Raw genomic sequence first — 16,722 nt, 5'->3', positions numbered from 1 at the left:
CGGATCATGCCGGCGTCGCGGGGTCCCGCGGGCGGGCGGGCCCCGCGTCCCCGGCCGCGGACGCCTCCTTCACCCAGGACTCGAGGCACATGACGAAGTCGGTCGCCGCGTCGGCCCAGTTGAGGTCGGATCTCGCCGCCTCCCAGCCCCGGGCCGCCGCCCGGCGGCGCATGACGCGGTCGGTGCGCAGATGCCGTACGGCCATCGCGGCCGTAGCCGGATCCTCGTAGGGGACGACGAGACCGCAGCCGTAGCGTTCGACCAGCTCGGCCGAGAGCGGGGTGGGCGTGGTGACCACGGGAACGCCGTGCGCCATGTACTCCACGGTCTTGGTGGGCCGCGAATGACGGTAGTTGGGCTGGTCCCGCAGCAGGGAGAGACCGGCCAGGCTGCCCGAGAGCAGGCCGAGGGCACGGTCGTTGGGCAGGTAGCCGTGCCAGCGCAGTACGCCGTCCCGGTCGGCCTCGGTGAGCGCGCCCCGCATGTCGGGGTCGGCCGCGCCGATCACCTCGACCCGCACGTCGGGCGCCAGCAGCCGTGCCGTCTCGATCAGCTCCGGCGCGCCGCGCGCCCGCGAGAGATGACCGAGGTAGACGACCCGGTCGTCACCGGGCGGCTCGGGCGGCTCCGGCGGCACCGTCGCGAGGTTGGCCACCACGGGGTGCGACCGGGCGAAGCGCCGCTGGTAGGCGTCCTCGGCGAGGAGCAACCGCAGATGCCGCTCCGCCAGCCGTTCCGCGGCCCGTACGGCCAGCCGCAGCGGCGGTCGCAGCGGACGGGGCAGCCAACGCTTCATCACCAGCGCCGCGGCCGTGTCCTCGTGCACGTCCCACACGGTCACCGGAACCCGTCCGCCGCGCCGCCAACGGCGCGTCGTGCCGGGCAGGGCGAGCAGCAGCTCCGGGTCGTGCAGCAGAACCAGGTCGGCCTGGGGGCCGCGCTCGGCGAGCAGGGTGCGCGCCGCGCGCAGTGCCGCCCGGCGGTCCCGGCCGGCCGCCCGCGGCAGATCCACACCCTCGACGTTCGGCCGCGGCGGCGTCTCCCGTGCCGCGAAGGGGGCGGCGTACACGATCCGGTGGCCGTGCTCGTGCAGGGCGGCGATCTCCCGGTGCAGGATCCGCGCGTCCTCGGGGTGGTGGACGACGGTGACGACGAGTATCCGCATCGCAGCACGCAACCTTTCGACTGCCCCGAGAACCACGGACCCGGCAGTGGCGGATCCGAGAACGACGGACCCGGCCGGCGACGGACCCCGGAATGACGGATCCGCTAACGACGGACCCTGGACCGGTGGCCCGCGCCGGGCGGACCGGAGAGATCAGGCGATCACAGCACCTCGACCCCGGGCCGGAAGATGCGCCCGCGGGTGTCGAACAGCAGCCGGGCCGCGTCGCCGAGGGCCGGCAGGTCGTAGGCCGAGTGATCCTGGAGCAGAACCGTCAGGTCGTGCTCGCGCGCCGCCGCCATGACGTCGGGGACCCGGGGGATGCTCTCCCCGTCCACGGACCACAGCCGCACATGCGGATCGTGGAAGGAGATCTCGGCCTTCCGCTCCAGCAGCAGCCGCGCCACCGGCAGCGCCGGCGACTCCCGCTGGTCGGCCACGTCGGGCTTGTAGGTGACGCCGAGCAGCAGCACCCGCGAACCGTGCAGCGGCCGGCCGGCGGTGTTGAGGAGGTCCTGGGCGCGACGCACCACGTACTCCGGCATCCGCCGGTTGATCTCCTGGGCGAGCTCCACGAACCGGAACTCGTAGCCGAGGGACGAACGCACCTTGTACGACAGGTAGTTGGGGTCGATCGGGATGCAGTGCCCGCCGACGCCGGGGGAGGGCCGGAACGCCTGGAAGCCGAACGGCTTCGTGCCGGCGCAGCGGATCGCGTCCCACAGGTCGACATGCAACTCGTGGCTGATCACGGCCAGTTCGTTGACCAGGGCGATGTTCACATGCCGGTAGGTGTTCTCCAGCAGCTTGGCCATCTCGGCCTCGCGGGTGCCCTTCGCCTGGACGACGGTGTCGACGAGCTTGCCGTAGAAGGCGACCGCACGGGCCGCGCACGACGGGGTGCAGCCGCCGACCACCTTGGGTGTCGTGCGCAGACCGTGCGCGGTGTTGCCGGGGTCGATCCGCTCCGGCGAGAACGCCAGCGCGAAGTCCACACCGGCCCGCAGCCCCGACTCCTCCAGGAGCGGCCGCACGACCTCCTCGGTGGTCCCGGGATACGTGGTCGACTCCAGCACCACCAGCTGACCGGGCCGCAGCCGCAACGCCACCGTCTTCGTGGCGGCGGTGACCGCGCCGAGGTCGGGACCGCCGTCCTTGCCGAGCGGGGTCGGCACACAGATGACGATCGTCTGCGCACGGGCCAGGCACGCGTCGTCGGTGGAGGCGACGAACCCGGCCCCCCGCATCCGGCGGACGTCCTCGTCGGAGACGTCGTCGACGTGGGAGTGCCCGGTGTTGAGGGCCTCCACGACCCGTGGGTCGCGGTCCAGGCCCAGGACTCTCAGGCCGATCGACGCGGCCTCGCGCGCGAGCGGCAGTCCGACGTAGCCGAGCCCGATCACCGCGAGTTCCACGTGGTCGGGCCGTTCTGTCTCCCCGAGCGCGCTCCCAGGGAGCGGTCGTCTTTCCCCGAGCGGTTCGCTCACTTTCCCGAGCGGTCCGTTCTGTTCGGCCTGCATAGGGACTCACCCCGCATCAAGGCTGCCAAGGGCGCGGTACGCCTCACGGGTTGTGGCGGCGACCCGCTTCCAGGTGCGGTCACGCGCGACGGTCGCGCGGGCGGCTGCTCCCCACTCAGCACGCCGATTTCGACTGTAAAGGACTATTTCCAGCTCATCAGCCCAGGAATGTGGTGATTCGGGCGTGATGAGCCTTCCGTTCACCTCCGATTCGACCAGTTCTCGGAGCGCGGGAAGATCGCTCGCGACCACGGGAACACCGCTCGCCATCGCCTCGACCGGCTTCAGCGGAGTCACCAGACGGCAGACGCGTTCATCGGTCCGCGGCACCGCGAACACGTCCAACGCGGCGTGGAAATCCCGGACTTGGGCGTGCGGCACGCGGCCGGTGAACAGCGCGGTCCCGTCGTCCAGGCCGAGCCGGGCGGCCAGCCGCTCCAGCTCCGGCCGCTGTGGACCGTCGCCGACGATCAACAGCCGCAGCGGTACACCACGCCTGCGCAGCTCTTCACCCGCATGGAGCAATGCGGCGATCCCCTCGTGCGGGGCGAGGGTGCCCACCGTGCCGACGACGAAGTCCTCCGGCGCGATGCCGAGCCGGGCCCGCACGGGCGTCCCGTCCGGCGGCGGGGCGAGGAACGCGTCGTCCACGGCGTTGGGCACGATCAGCACCCGCTCCTGCGGCACCCCGCGGTCCACGATCTCGGCCTTCATCGCCTCGCCCAGCGTCAGCACCAGATCGGCCTCGCGCATGCACTGCGTCTCCAGGGCGCGCCGCGTCCGGTACGTCTCGTCGTCCCGGCTGCGGCCCGGCGCCTGCGTCAGCCAGGTCTCCTCCAGAAAGCCCCGCACCTCGTAGACCACCGGCAGCCCGTAGGTCTCCCGCAGGGCTAGTGCCACCCGCCCGTTGCCGTGGTCGCTCGCGGCGTGCAGCACGGCGGGCCGCAGCCGGTCCACCAGACGGGCGGCGAGCTCGGCGTTGAGCGTGAGCGAGGCGGCCTGGCCGTACGGCAGCCACGGCGGCAGCAGCCGGTGCTGCGGCACCCCGCCCACCAGCTGCTTCGGGCGGGCGTCCAGCACCCCGCCGGTCACCGGGAAGCCGATCCGGGTCACGACATGCGGGTCAAGGCCGGCCGCGAGCTGAGCCTCGGCGAGCTTCTGGGTGCGCACGGTGTAACCGGCGTGCCGGAACGGCAGCCCGTTGGTGACCAGATGGAGCACCCGCCCCGGGACGGGACGGTACGGCAGGCCGTGCGGCGCGGGCACCCGAGCGGCGGAAGGCGCCGCCGTCGGCCCGGCGGCGCGGGCGCGCACCGTCAACCGCTGTTCGAGCGGCCCCAGCCGTCGCCGGGCGGGCCGCGGCAACAGCCGTACGGCGAGCAGTGCGGCCCGCAGCGGATCCTGGCGCAGTTCGCCAACTGCCACCGAGGCGGCCAGACTGAGAGCAAGCAGGACTTTACGGGACATATCGTCACGATATGTCCGCATGCCGAGCAACGACCCGCCAACAGCCACCGTCCCCACGGCACCGGAGGCAACCATTGAACGGCTGCGTACTCCATGTGGTCGGCACCCGGCCGAACTTCGTCAAGGCCGCGCCGGTCGTCGCCGCTCTCGGCGCCGCGGGCTGCGAGCAGGTGCTCGTCCACACCGGACAGCACTACGACGAGCGGATGTCGGACATCTTCTTCCGGCAACTCGGCCTGCCCGAACCCGACACCGACCTCGGCGTCGGCTCCGGCAGCCACGCCCGCCAGACCGCCGACCTCCTGGTGGCCCTGGAGGGTGAACTGACCGCCCGCGCACCCGCCCTCGTCACGGTCTACGGCGACGTCAACTCGACGCTGGCCGCCGCGCTGGTCGCCGCCAAGCTCGGCGTCCCCGTGGCCCATGTGGAGGCCGGCCTGCGCAGCTTCGACATGACGATGCCCGAGGAGGTCAACCGGCGCCTGGTCGACCAGCTCGCCCAGCTGCTGTTCGCCACCAGCCCCGAGGCCGTCGGCCACCTCGCCCGCGAGGGCGTCGCCACCGGGCGCGTGCACCTCGTCGGAAACCCCATGATCGACACTCTGCTCACCCATGTGGAGCAGTTCGACGCCGCGAGCGCCCGCGCCGCCCACGGCCTGCCCGAGCGCTACGGCGTCGTCACCCTGCACCGGCCGGCCAACGTCGACGACCCGGAGGCCGCCGCGGCAGCCGCCCGGGTGCTGACCGAGGCCGCCCGCCATCTCGACCTCGTCGTACCGCTGCACCCGCGCGGGCGGGCGGCGCTGCGGGCCGCGGGCCTCGCCGACGCGCCCGGCATCCACCTCCTCGACCCGCTCGGCTACGTCGAGTTCATGAGCCTGGTGCGCGGAGCCGCCGCCGTGATCACCGACTCCGGCGGCGTGCAGGAGGAGACGACCGTCCTGGGCGTCCCCTGTCTGACCCTGCGCACCACCACCGAACGCCCGGTCACCGTCACCCACGGCACCAACCGGCTCGTCCGGCACGGGGAGCTGGTGCCCGCGCTGCGCAAGCTGCTGGACGGCGGGGGAGCGGCACCCGCCGAGGGACCGCCCCTGTGGGACGGCCGGGCCGGCGCCCGGATCGCCCGCGTGATCACCGGGTGGCTGGAGCGCCATGGCTGACGCGACGGCGACGCACGACGGCACACGCACCTACTGGGAGACCCGCCACGCCGAGCACGACGAGCTCACCTCCGGCGGGCACATCGGACTCGACCGCCCCGGCAACGAGCTCTTCTACGCCCAGCGGCTCGGCACCCTGCTCTCCCTCGTCGGCGACCTCTCCAGCCCGGCCGCCCCGCTGTTCGTGCTGGACGCCGGCTGCGGCAAGGGATACTTCGCCCGGGCCCTGGCCCGCTGCGGCCACCGGGTCGACGCCTTCGACGCCAGCCGGACCGCCGTCGACCACGCCCGCGCCGAGGGCGGCGGCCCGCGCTACGCCGTCGCCGCACTCGACGAGTGGCGGGCTCCCTGGCCATACGACATCGTCGTCTGCGTGGACGTCCTGTTCCACGTGCTCGACGACGAGGAGTGGGCGGCCGGGCTGCGCAACCTCGCCTCCCTCGTCCGCGTCGCCGGGCGGCTGATCGTCACCGACGAGGACACCGCCCACCGCACGCCCCGCGGTGCCTACATCGTGCACCGCCCGCTCACCGCCTACCGCGCCGAACTGGAGCCGCTCGGCCTGCGGCACACCCTCTCCGAGCCGTACGGCTTCCGGGAGAACCGGGTCGGCTTCCACGTCTTCACGAGGACCCGCTGATGCGCCTGACCGACCTGCTCCATCCGCACCTCGACACCGTCACGACGGTGGTGGACGCGACCGGCGGCGGACTGCGCCTGGAGCCCTATCTGCATCTGCCGCCGGGTGTCGCCCTGCGCGCCGACGAGGAACGCCCCGTCACCGAGGGCGAGTTGGCCCTCCTCTCCTACGGACCCCACGCCGAGCTGCACGGCAGCGAGGACGCGCTGCGTGCCGTACTGGCCCGGATGCGGCCCGGTGCGCGCGGACTGATCGTCTTCGGGCACGGCGGCCCGGAGCTCCCCTACCACCGGCTCCTGGACGACCTGGTCGGCCACCGCTGCCAGGTCCTGCGCGCCGCACCCCTCGACTACGTCCATCTGCACGCGGGCGCGGTCATCGCCCGCACCGACGAACTCCTTCCACCGCACGACTTCTTCGGCCGGTCCGTCCCCTCCGACGGCTACGCCACCGCCCTGCGGATCGCCGACGAGTACGTCTTCGCCGACCTCGCCTCCCGGTCCCTGCGCGCCCGGGTGCTCGACCTCGAATCGGCGGCCGAGGACGCCGAACGCACCCGTGAGGCGTCCGGACAGGACGCGCTCGCCGACCGGCTCGCCGCCGCCGTACGGGAGAAGGAGCAGCTCGCCGGCGCGCTCAGGGCCGCCCGGGACCGGGTGGACGTCCTTCAGGCACGGGTGGCCATGCTGGAGGGCTCGACCTCGCTGCGGGTGGGCAAGGCGCTGGTCGCGGCCGCCCGCTCGCCGAAGCGGGGCGCGACACGACTGCCCGGGGAACTGTACGGACTGTGGCGCGGGCGCCGGAGTGCCGCCGGCCGGACGGCCGACAGCGCGAAGAAGGCGCAGGCCGAGCCGGAGGCGCCCCTGGACGACCGGTTCCACCTCGCCCATCGCGCCCTGACCGCGGCACCCCGCGACCGCCTCGTCGTCGCCGGAGTGCTCACCCCCGGCACCGCCGAGGACTTCGCCACGGAAGTCGTGGTCAACCAGCTGCTGCCGCACGACGGACGCCTCCTCGTGCAGCGCACCGACCCCGATGTGCTCGTCGTGCAGCTCAGCGCCTGCACCGGCGACGGACCCTGGTGGCTCACCGGCACCGGGCTCGCCCCCGACCTGGACCGCACCCTCGCCGAACTGCTCGCCGAACAGCGGGCGCTGGGCCGCAGATCCGTACTGTGGCGGGACGGCCCCGCCTCCGCCGCGCCCGGCCTCACCCGGCTCGCCTGGGACGCCGTCCTCGACGCCGACACCGGCGTACGGCTCACCCGGCTCGACCCGGCCGCCGAGGGCCGGGAACGGCTGCGCGAGATCTTCCGCGCCGACAGCACCCGGGTACGGCTGTCCCGGCTCGCGCGGCTCGCCGACGCCCCGGACCCGCTGGACGAGCGGCGCGTCGCCGTGCTCGCCGAGCCACGGGACGGTACCGAAGTCGCCCGCCTCGTCGGCCAGGTGCTCGGCCAGCTGCACCGGCCGGCCGAGGTCGTCGTACCCGATCCGGAGGGCCTCGACGAACTCGCCGCCGCCGGAGTGACGGTACGCCGGGGCAGGCCGCTCGCGCCCTGGGTCGCCGACTGGACCGACCTCACCGAGGACCGGCCCGACACCCTGCTGCTGGACCTGATGTGCGCCCAGGAGTACTCCGGCGCCGACGCGGTGGGCCACACGCCGACCGCCGACGACTACGTCTTCGTACCGTCGCTGCGGCCACTGCTGGTGCGCCGGTCGCTGCACCTGTCCGGTACGGAGCCCGGCAGTTGGGCCGGCCGGGGACACCGACTGTTCGCCGTGCGCGGGAAGGAGCCGTCATGAGCCGTACCCTGCGGGCGCTCGTCTACGGCGACGTCGACCTCAATCTCATCGACGGCTCCGCCGTCTGGGCCCAGTCCACGGTGCAGGCACTGTCCCGGGCGGGCTGCGACAGTCGACTCGTCCTCAAGGCCCCGGTCCGCACCGGCCGGCTGACCGATCCGCTGGCCGAACTGCCCCGGGTCGGCCTGGTCTCCCCGCACGAGGAGCGACTGCTGCCGGGGCTCGCCGACCGGCCGATGTCGCCGGTGCAGGCCTCGCAGGTGCTCGCCCGGCTCGACGAGGACGAGCCCTGCGACCTGCTGGTGCTGCGCGGCCGGCGGCTGGTCACCCGGATCGTCGCCGACGGCCTGTTCGACGGGCGGATCTGGGCCTACCTCACCGACATCCCGCAGTCGGCGACCGAGATGACCGAAGCGGCCCGCGCGGACCTCGTCCGGATCGCCGAGGCCTCGCACCGACTGCTGTGCCAGACCGAGGAGTTGCGCTGCTTCCTGGAGACATGGGTGCCCGAGGCGTGCGGCAAGTGCGTGCTCAGCCCGCCCGCCGTGCCCGAGCCCGGCTTCCCGCTGCCGGACCGGGACGCGCCGCACGATCCACTACGGCTCGTCTACACCGGCAAGTTCGCACCCCGCTGGAACACCCTGCCCATGACCCGGCTGCCGCAGCTGCTCGCCGCACAGGGCATCGCCGCCGAACTGCACACCGTCGGCGACAAGATCCACGACGACCCCGGACACCCCGACTTCCAGGCCGACATGACGCGTGCGCTGGCCGGCACCCCCGGCGTCGTCCATCACGGCGGACAGCCGCGCGAGGAGGCCATGCGCATCGCCGCGGACTGCGACGTCGGCCTCGGCTGGCGCGACCCGGTGCTCGACTCCAGCCTCGAACTCTCCACCAAGGTGCTGGAGTTCGGCGCCCTGGGCCTGCCCGTGGTCCTCAACCGCACCCCTGCCCACGAGGCGCTGCTCGGCACCGACTATCCGCTGTTCGTGCCCGGACGCGCCGAACTCGACGACGCCGCCGAGGCGGTGGCCCGGGTCGCCCGCGAGCCGGAGTCACGGCGGCTGGCCGCCGACCGCTGCCGCGCGGCCGCCCGGCAGTACACCCTGGACGGAGCGTCCGCCCGCTGGCGCGCCCACCTCGACCGGGCCTTCCCCACCGGACCCACCGGGGCGCCGGCCCGCGGGCGCCCGCTGCGGGTCGGCGTCGCCGGGCACGACCTGAAGTTCCTCACCCGGCTGCTCGACCACTTCCGCTCACTGCCCGGTCTGGACGTACGGGTCGACGCCTGGCCGGCGCTCTCCCGGCACGACCCGGACACGAGCCGGGAACTCGCCGACTGGGCGGACGTGGTGGTCGTGGAGTGGTGCGGCCCGGCCGCCGTCTGGTACAGCCGCCACAAGCGGCGCGGCAGCCGGCTGATCGTACGGCTGCACCGGTTCGAACTGGACGCCGGCTGGCCCCGCCAGGTCGACATCGACGCCGTCGACCGGGTGGTGTGCGTCAGCCCGTACTACGCCCGCCGCACCCGTGAGCACACCGGCTGGCCCGCGTCGAAGGTCGTGGTCGTGCCCAACTGGGTCGACACCGACCAGCTCGACCGCCCGAAGGCACCCGGCGCCCACCACCGCCTCGGCATGATCGGCATCGCGCCCAGCCGCAAACGCCTCGACCTCGGCCTAGACGTGCTGGAGGCGCTGCGTGCCCGCGACAGGCGCTGGCATCTGTTGGTCAAGTCCAAGCCGCCGTGGGAGTACTGGTGGATCTGGAACAAGCCCGAGGAGCGTGAGCATTACGAGGGCGTACTGCGCCGGATGCAGACCTCGCCGCTGCTCGAAGGCGCCGTCGTCTTCGACACCTTCGGGCCCGATGTGGCCGGCTGGCTGCGCCGGGTCGGGCATGTGCTGTCCACCAGCGACGACGAGAGCTTCCACCTCGCCCCGGCCGAGGGGATGGCCTCCGGTGCGGTGCCTTCGCTGCTGCCGTGGCCCGGGGCGGACGAGATCTACGACCGGCGGTGGATCCATGACTCGCCCGAGGCGATGGCGGAGGGGATCGCCGTGCTGGAGGAGGACGACTGGCGCTCCGCGGGTGAGCTGGCCCGGCTGCAGGTGAGGGAGGGGTTCTCGCTGGAGCGGGTGGCGCAGACCTGGACGGAGTTGTTGGTGGGCTCGTGATTCGTCCGCGGGCCGGTGGGTGTTGATCGCGCCCACGCGGCGGAGCCGCACATTGATACAGCCCCGCGCCCCTGAAAGACAGGGGCGCGGGACCGCTGTGGATGGATCAGTGACCGGTGCTTTGGCGATGGTCAGGCCGTGACCTTCGCCGGCTGGGGGGCCTGGCTTGCCGTCCGTTCACCCAGTTGCTCCGTCGGGACCTTCGCCGTCTCGCGGGCCGACAGCGCTGCCACCACCGGCGGCACGCACAGCGCGGCAGTGAACAGGGCCACCGCCGACCAGTCGTCGCCGTTCGGGCCGGCGATCTGCGCGGCGAACGTGACCGCGAAACCGGCGACCGCGAAACCGATCTGGGTGCCGATGGCCATGCCGGACAGCCGGACCCGGGTCGAGAACATCTCGCCGTAGAAGGAGGGCCACACGCCGTTCGCCGCGCTGTAGACCACACCGAAGGCGACGATGCCAAGGAGCAGGGTCAGCGGGTAGGAGCCGGTGGAGATCGCCCACAGGTACAGGAACATCGTCACCGCGCTGCCGGCCGCGCCGATCAGATACACCGGGCGCCGGCCGATGCGGTCGGACAGGGTGGCCCACAGCGGGATCGCGGCGAGCGCGACCAGGTTGGCGAGGGCGCCCACCCACAGCATGGCGGACTTGTCCATCCCGACCGAGTCGCTGGTGGCGTACGACAGCGCCCACACAGTGAAGATCGTGCTGACCGAGGCGACCAGCGCACCGCCGATCACCCGCAGCACATCCGCCCAGTGCTCCCGCATCAGCACCGCCAGCGGCAGCTTGACGACGCCCTCGGTGGCGGCCTGCTGCTCGAAGGCCGGGGTCTCGTCGAGCTTGCGGCGGATGACATAGCCGACGACGGCGACCGCGACGCTCATCCAGAACGGCACCCGCCAGCCCCATGACATCAGCTGCTCCTCCGGCAGCGCGGCGATCGGGATGAAGACCAGCGTGGCCAGCAACTGCCCGCCCTGCGTACCGCTCAGCGTGAAACTGGTGAAGAAGCCGCGCCGGTGCGGTGGCGCGTGTTCCAGGGTCATGGAGTTGGCGCTGGCCTGCTCGCCGGCCGCCGAGATGCCCTGGAGCACCCGGCACAGCACCAGCAGGACCGGCGCGAGGGTGCCGACCTGGTCGCGGGTGGGCAGACAGCCGATGAGGAACGTCGATATGCCCATCAGGATCAGCGTGAAGACCATGATCTTCTTACGGCCCACCCGGTCGCCGAAGTGACCGAGGAACAGCGCGCCCACCGGCCGGGCCGCGTACGCCACACCGAACGTGGCCAGCGACAGCAGGGTGGCCGTCGCCGGGTCGGACTCGTCGAAGAAGACCTCCGGGAAGATCAGCGCGGCCGCGCTGCCGTAGATGAAGAAGTCGTAGTACTCCAGGGCGCTGCCGATCCAGGCGGCCATGGCCGCCTTCCGCGGCTGGCCGGCGTGCGTGTCGGGGACGGACACAGGGGTGCTCCTTCGAGAGGACTCCAACGTAGGCGGAGTGAGCGGGAACGGGGAATGTGAGAAGGGGCATGCGCCGGATCGCGGCTAATTAACCCACTGGATAGTTAGTAGCGGATGGCTACGGATGTTGCGCCCGCGTTTCCCGGGTGTCAAGGCCCCGCGTCGTACGACTTCAGTCCGCCGCGCGCTCCGCGGTCAGGTACGCGATCACCATGTCGCCGAGCATCGCGCGGTAGTGCTCGCGCCGGGCCGGATCCACCAGGTCACGGCCGAACAGGGCGCCGAAGGTGTGCCGGTTGGAGACCCGGAAGAAGCAGTAGGAGCTGATCATCGCGTGCAGGTCCACGGCGTCGACATCCGCCGTGAACAGGCCGGACTCCTGCCCCGACTCCAGGATCCGGCGGATCACGTCCAGGGCCGGTGAACCGATCCTGCCGAGCTCCTCGGAGGCGGCGATGTGCTCGGCGCCGTGGATGTTCTCGATGCTGACCAGGCGGATGAAGTCCGGGTGCAGCTCATGGTGGTCGAAGGTCAGCTCGGCGAGGCGCCGGATGGCCGCGACCGGGTCCAGATGCTCGACGTCGAGCTGCTGCTCGGCCTCCCGGATCACGCCGTACGCCCGCTCGAGGACGGTCGTGAACAGCTGCTCCTTGCCGCCGAAGTAGTAGTAGATCATCCGCTTCGTGGTGCGGGTGCGGGCGGCGATCTCGTCCACGCGGGCACCGTCGTAGCCGGCGCGGGCGAACTCCCGCGTCGCGACGTCGAGGATCTCGGCCTTGGTGCGGGCGGCGTCGCGGATCCGCCCGTTGCTGCGTGCCGGCTCTTCGACGCTGGTCATCGGCTTCCTTCGGCGAGGGCGAGCGCGCCTCGGTGGCCCACCCGTGTGCCGGTGATTGTAGAAGCCGGTCGGCTCCGTGTGTCGGGACAGGTCTTCACAAGCCTCGGTGACTGCTGCTATGACTAACTCACCAGTTCGTACATTAGTGAGCCGCTCAGGAGGTCCCACCGGTGGCCAAGGACACCAAGGACTCGCATCTCGTCGGGCTGATCGGCTCCGGCATCGGCCCCTCGCTCAGCCCGGCACTGCACGAGCGCGAGGCCGCCCGGCAGGGGCTGCGCTACCTGTACCGGCTCATCGACATCGACACGCTCGGCGTGCCGCCCGAGGCGGTGGGCGACCTGGTCCGGGCCGCCCGTGACCTGGGCTTCGACGGGCTCAACATCACCCACCCCTGCAAACAGCTCGTCATCGAGCACCTGGACGGGCTCGCGCCGCAGGCCGAAGCGCTCGGTGCGGTCAACACCGTCGTCTTCGAGGACGACGGGCGGGCCGTCGGCCACAACACGGACGTCACCGGCTTCGCCGCGTCCTTCGCGCGCGGGCTGCCGGACGCGCCCCTGGAGCGGGTCGTGCAGCTCGGCGCCGGGGGCGCGGGTGCCGCTGTCGCCCACGCCATGCTGACCCTCGGCGCGGAGCGGGTCACCGTCGTCGACGCGCTGAGCGACCGCGCCGCGAGCCTCGCCGGGGCGCTGAACCGGCACTTCGGTGCGGGGCGCGCTGCCGCGGCGACGCCGGATCGGCTGGCCCGGGTGGTGGGTGCGGCCGACGGCATCGTGCACGCCACGCCCACCGGTATGGCCGCGCATCCGGGGCTGCCCCTCGCCGCGGACCTGCTTCATCCGCGGTTGTGGGTCGCCGAGGTGGTCTATCGGCCGCTGGAGACGGAGTTGCTGCGTACCGCCCGTGCGGTTGGCTGCGCCGCTCTGGACGGGGGCGGGATGGCCGTCTTCCAGGCGGCGGATGCGTTTCGGCTGTTCACGGGGCGTGAGCCGGACGCTGCGCGAATGCTGGCCGATATCGGGGAGCTGGCCGGTGATGTCGACAGCTCGGTGGGCAAGGCCGTGTGACAGCTGCGGGCCGCCTGTGGCTGGTCGCGCCCATGCGGCGGAGCCGCAAATCGGTACAGCCCCGCGCCCCCAAAAAAAGGGGCGTTGTAGTGCCGCGTGTTGAAGGAGCAGGTATGCGTACGTCCATCGCGACCGTCTCTCTGAGCGGGTCGCTCACCGAGAAGCTCACGGCCGCCTCCCGCGCAGGGTTCGACGGCGTCGAGATCTTCGAGAACGATCTCCTCGCGAGCCCTCTCAGCCCGGAGGAGGTCCGTGCCCGATGTGCTGACCTGGGGCTGAGTATCGACCTCTACCAGCCCATGCGGGACATCGAGGCCGTGCCCGCCGAGGAGTTCGCCCGTAATCTGCGGCGTGCCCGGCACAAGTTCGAGCTGATGCGCAGGCTCGGCGCGGACACCGTCCTCGTCTGCTCCAGCGTCCATCCGCTCGCCGTGGACGACGACTCCCTCGCGGCCCGGCACTTGAGCCAACTCGCCGACCTGGCCCAGGAGTCCGGTGTCCGCGTGGCGTACGAGGCGCTCGCCTGGGGCAGGCACGTCAACACCTATACCCACGCCTGGAGCATCGTCGAGGCCGCCGACCACCCCGCGCTCGGCACCTGCCTGGACAGCTTCCACATCCTCTCCCGTGGCTCCGACCCCAAAGGCGTCGCGGACATCCCCGGCGAGAAGATCTTCTTCCTCCAGCTCGCCGACGCCCCGCTGCTCGCGATGGACGTCCTGCAGTGGAGCCGCCACTACCGCTGCTTCCCCGGCCAGGGCGGCTTCGACGTCGCCGGACTCGTCCGCCAGGTGCTGCGCACCGGCTACGACGGCCCGCTCTCCCTGGAGGTCTTCAACGACGTCTTCCGCCAGGCCGAGGCCGGTCCGACCGCCGTGGACGCGCACCGCTCGCTGCTGGTGCTGCAGGAGACGGTCGGCGTCGCAGCCCCGCCCGCGCCCGTCGTCCCCACCGGGGTCGCCTTCGCCGAACTCGTCACACCCGACGCCGAACCGGTCGCCGCCGTGCTCGGCGCCCTCGGCTTCTCCCGCACCGCACGCCATCGCAGCAAGCCGGTCGACCTCTGGCAGCAGGGCGAGGCCCGCATCCTGGTCAATACCTCGGGCGCCGCGCGCCGGACCGGCACCGGCCTCGCCGCGATCGGCCTCGAATCGCCCGACCCGGCCGGCGCCGCCCGCCGCGCCGAGGCCCTCCTGGCGCCCGTTCTGCCCCGCCGCCGAGCCGCGGAGGACGCCCCGCTCGACGCGGTCGCGGCCCCCGACGGCACGGCGCTGTTCTTCTGCGCCACGGACCGGCCCGAACTGCCCAACTGGCGCGCCGACTTCGCCGATGTGGCAGGCGAGTCCGGTGGGGCGGGCGTGCACCGCATCGATCACCTTGCCCTCACCCAGCCCTGGCACCACTACGACGAGGCGACCCTGTTCCACCGCAGCGTCCTCGGCCTGCACGCCCAGGAGAGCGTGGACGTCGCCGACCCGTACGGCCTGATGCGCAGCCGTGCCGTCACCAACGCCGACGGCAGCATCCGCATCGCCCTGGGGGGCGGCGCGGCGCCCACGGACGACACCGTGCACGCCCAGCACATCGCGCTGGCCACGGACGACGTCGTCGCCGCTGCCCGCCGTTTCCGGCAGGCGGGCGGCCGGCTGCTGCCGATCCCCGCCAACTACTACGACGACCTGGCGGCCCGGCACGAGTTCGCCGTCGGCGAGCTGGAGACGTATCGCGAACTCGGCATCCTCTACGACCGTGACGCGCACGGCGAGTTCCGGCACTGCTACACCCTGACCGTCGGCCGCGTCTTCTTCGAACTCGTGCAGCGGGACGGCTACCGGGGTTACGGGGCGCAGAACGCGCCGGTGCGGCTGGCCGCCCAGCACACCGCCCGAGCGGTCATTGGCGGCTGACGGTGCGGGTCACACCGGCGATGACCGTGGTGGCCAGGATCCAGCCGATCAGGACGAGTGCGTACGCCAGGGCCTGCTGCCAGCCCTCCGGGGCGAACGCCGGTTCCTGACCGAACGAGATCACCGGCAGCAGCAGGTCCAGGGTGTAGAACACCGGGTTGAACCCCGGCGCCTCGTCCGCCTTCAGGGCCGGAGGGTGGTGCAGCGCGAACGCCACCGAGCCGGCCGCGAGCAGGGACAGCAGCCAGCCCAGCGCCCGCATCGGCCGGAAGCCGTAGCCGACCGTGGCGTCCTGGACGTGGCCCCACAGCCGGCCGTACCGGGGCAGGGTGCTGCGGTGCCGGCGCTGCTTGGCGAGCTGCACCAGCCGGGCGGCGTGGTCGTCGCCGGTGCGGCGGTAGGCGGCGGTCAACTGCTCGTACCCGTGCGGGTCGAAGTGGTCCGCGTCCCGCTCCAGCATGGGCAGCCGCTGCTCGGGCGGCACATGCGGGGTCAGCGAGGTGTAGGTGAGGTCGAGGAGGCGGACCCGGTCCGGGAGCATCTCCGGTTCCAGGTTGAGGTGTTCTATCTGGGACCGCCGCAGGTTGAGCATCCCCTCGATCTGCGGTCCCTTGCGCAGCCAGAGCTCGCCGATGACGCAGCTGCTCGCCTGCATCGAGGTGCCGCCGGGGTTGGACAACCGGCTGTAGAGCAAGTCGAGCAGACCGGGTATCCGGGCGCCCCGCAGGGCGATCCGGCCGTACACGCTGATGCGCCTGCACATGACGTTGGCGCCCACTGACAGCGCTTCGGCGTGGAGGGCGCGGCCGTTCGGATGCCGCAGCTGGGCCTCCTCCAGCCGCAGCGAGCCGCTGATCGCCGCGCCGTCGAACCGGATCTCGCCCTGCGTGCGCAGCCGCGACGCGCACAGATCCTCGCCGACGGTGACCTGGTGGAGCTGGAGGACCGGATCCTCGGTTCCCTCCGGCGCCGTGATCTCGGCGCCCTCCAGATACAGCGCCCCGGCGATCTGCGCCCCGCCGAGCCGCACCGGCCCACGGAACCGGCAACTCGTCAGCCGTAGCCCCCCGTCGACCCGGACCCGCGCCGCCGCCAGTCCCGGCAGGTCGGACCCGGACAGATTGAGGTACTTCAGCTGGGCGCCGGAGACGTCCGGGACGGCCTCGAAGTGACAATGACTCATCCGCGCGACGCTCTCGATCGTCGCGTACCGCAGATCCAGTACACCGGTGACGCGGGCGCCCGCCACCTTCAGGGCGGCGACCTCGCCGCTCACCTCCGGGCCGTCGAGCAGCAGCGCCCGCAACACCGCGGCGCGGACCGTCCGTTGCGGCCCCCGGCCGTCGCCGTCGGCCGTGCTCCCGTCCTGGGTCGCCCGGAAGTCCACGGCCTCACCCTTGGGATAGGCCTGCCACACCCGCAGTTCGGCCGGCGTCAGATCGTTGATCTCCATCAGCCGGGACTCTGACGCCGGTCGCCGGACCTGTCAACT

The 16,722-nt window shown here is 72.5% G+C and carries 12 protein-coding genes; 6 read left to right on the top strand and 6 right to left on the bottom strand.

The genetic code is table 11. The features are described 5' to 3' along the window. Positions 1-4: 4 nt before the first annotated feature. The 3 genes from ACFPQ9_RS03895 to ACFPQ9_RS03885 all read right to left on the bottom strand — a co-directional run bounded on the left by ACFPQ9_RS03895 (position 5) and on the right by ACFPQ9_RS03885 (position 4,152). Positions 5-1,165: a glycosyltransferase gene (locus ACFPQ9_RS03895; RefSeq protein ID WP_380846491.1), complete on the bottom strand. Its 1,161-nt coding sequence runs from the start codon at positions 1,163-1,165 to the stop codon at positions 5-7. A 161-nt stretch (positions 1,166-1,326) separates the two neighbouring features. After that, the gene (locus tag ACFPQ9_RS03890; protein ID WP_380846488.1) at positions 1,327-2,580 is read right to left on the bottom strand and encodes a nucleotide sugar dehydrogenase; all 1,254 of its coding nucleotides are present in this window, start codon (positions 2,578-2,580) and stop codon (positions 1,327-1,329) included. A gap of 111 nt (positions 2,581-2,691) precedes the next feature. Then, complete coding sequence (locus tag ACFPQ9_RS03885) at positions 2,692-4,152, bottom strand: glycosyltransferase family 4 protein (protein ID WP_380846485.1); 1,461 nt, start codon at positions 4,150-4,152, stop codon at positions 2,692-2,694. Between the two features lie 74 nt (positions 4,153-4,226). Between ACFPQ9_RS03885 and wecB the strand changes: the two genes are divergently transcribed. Genes wecB through ACFPQ9_RS03865 form a run of 4 tightly spaced genes read left to right on the top strand, consistent with a single transcriptional unit; the run spans position 4,227 to position 9,943 of the window. Next, positions 4,227-5,315, top strand: a complete 1,089-nt coding sequence (wecB, locus tag ACFPQ9_RS03880; protein ID WP_380846482.1) for a non-hydrolyzing UDP-N-acetylglucosamine 2-epimerase — start codon at positions 4,227-4,229, stop codon at positions 5,313-5,315. Further along, positions 5,308-5,955: a class I SAM-dependent methyltransferase gene (locus ACFPQ9_RS03875; protein ID WP_380846479.1), complete on the top strand. Its 648-nt coding sequence runs from the start codon at positions 5,308-5,310 to the stop codon at positions 5,953-5,955. The genes wecB and ACFPQ9_RS03875 overlap by 8 nt, the downstream gene beginning before the upstream one ends. Beyond that, positions 5,955-7,763, top strand: a complete 1,809-nt coding sequence (locus tag ACFPQ9_RS03870; protein WP_380846476.1) for a hypothetical protein — start codon at positions 5,955-5,957, stop codon at positions 7,761-7,763. Before ACFPQ9_RS03875 ends, ACFPQ9_RS03870 begins: the two co-directional genes overlap by 1 nt. Beyond that, a complete protein-coding gene (locus tag ACFPQ9_RS03865; RefSeq protein ID WP_380846473.1) occupies positions 7,760-9,943 on the top strand; it encodes a glycosyltransferase in 2,184 nt (727 codons plus the stop codon). The genes ACFPQ9_RS03870 and ACFPQ9_RS03865 overlap by 4 nt, the downstream gene beginning before the upstream one ends. 131 nt (positions 9,944-10,074) lie before the next feature. Here the strand turns inward: ACFPQ9_RS03865 and ACFPQ9_RS03860 are convergent, their stop codons facing one another. Together ACFPQ9_RS03860 and ACFPQ9_RS03855 are read right to left on the bottom strand one after the other, a co-directional pair. Beyond that, positions 10,075-11,415 carry an MFS transporter gene (locus ACFPQ9_RS03860; RefSeq protein ID WP_380846470.1) on the bottom strand — a complete coding sequence of 447 codons (1,341 nt, stop codon included), beginning with the start codon at positions 11,413-11,415 and terminating at the stop codon, positions 10,075-10,077. Positions 11,416-11,587: 172 nt separating this feature from the next. After that, positions 11,588-12,253: a TetR/AcrR family transcriptional regulator gene (locus ACFPQ9_RS03855; RefSeq protein ID WP_380846467.1), complete on the bottom strand. Its 666-nt coding sequence runs from the start codon at positions 12,251-12,253 to the stop codon at positions 11,588-11,590. A 170-nt stretch (positions 12,254-12,423) separates the two neighbouring features. Here ACFPQ9_RS03855 and ACFPQ9_RS03850 point away from each other — a divergent pair, with 170 nt between their 5' ends. Then, complete coding sequence (locus tag ACFPQ9_RS03850; RefSeq protein WP_380846464.1) at positions 12,424-13,323, top strand: shikimate dehydrogenase; 900 nt, start codon at positions 12,424-12,426, stop codon at positions 13,321-13,323. A 113-nt stretch (positions 13,324-13,436) separates the two neighbouring features. Continuing rightward, positions 13,437-15,230 (top strand): bifunctional sugar phosphate isomerase/epimerase/4-hydroxyphenylpyruvate dioxygenase family protein, encoded by a 1,794-nt coding sequence (locus tag ACFPQ9_RS03845; RefSeq protein ID WP_380846461.1) that lies wholly within the window; start codon positions 13,437-13,439, stop codon positions 15,228-15,230. Here the strand turns inward: ACFPQ9_RS03845 and ACFPQ9_RS03840 are convergent. Further along, positions 15,217-16,683: a membrane-associated oxidoreductase gene (locus ACFPQ9_RS03840; RefSeq protein ID WP_380846458.1), complete on the bottom strand. Its 1,467-nt coding sequence runs from the start codon at positions 16,681-16,683 to the stop codon at positions 15,217-15,219. The genes ACFPQ9_RS03845 and ACFPQ9_RS03840 overlap by 14 nt on opposite strands. Positions 16,684-16,722 lie beyond the last annotated feature (39 nt).

It is taken from the genome of Streptomyces coerulescens (assembly GCF_042657965.1).
GTDB lineage: Bacteria > Actinomycetota > Actinomycetes > Streptomycetales > Streptomycetaceae > Streptomyces > Streptomyces coerulescens.
The sequence above is the reverse complement of the archived record's forward strand: the minus strand, read 5'-3'. Positions and strand labels throughout refer to the sequence as shown.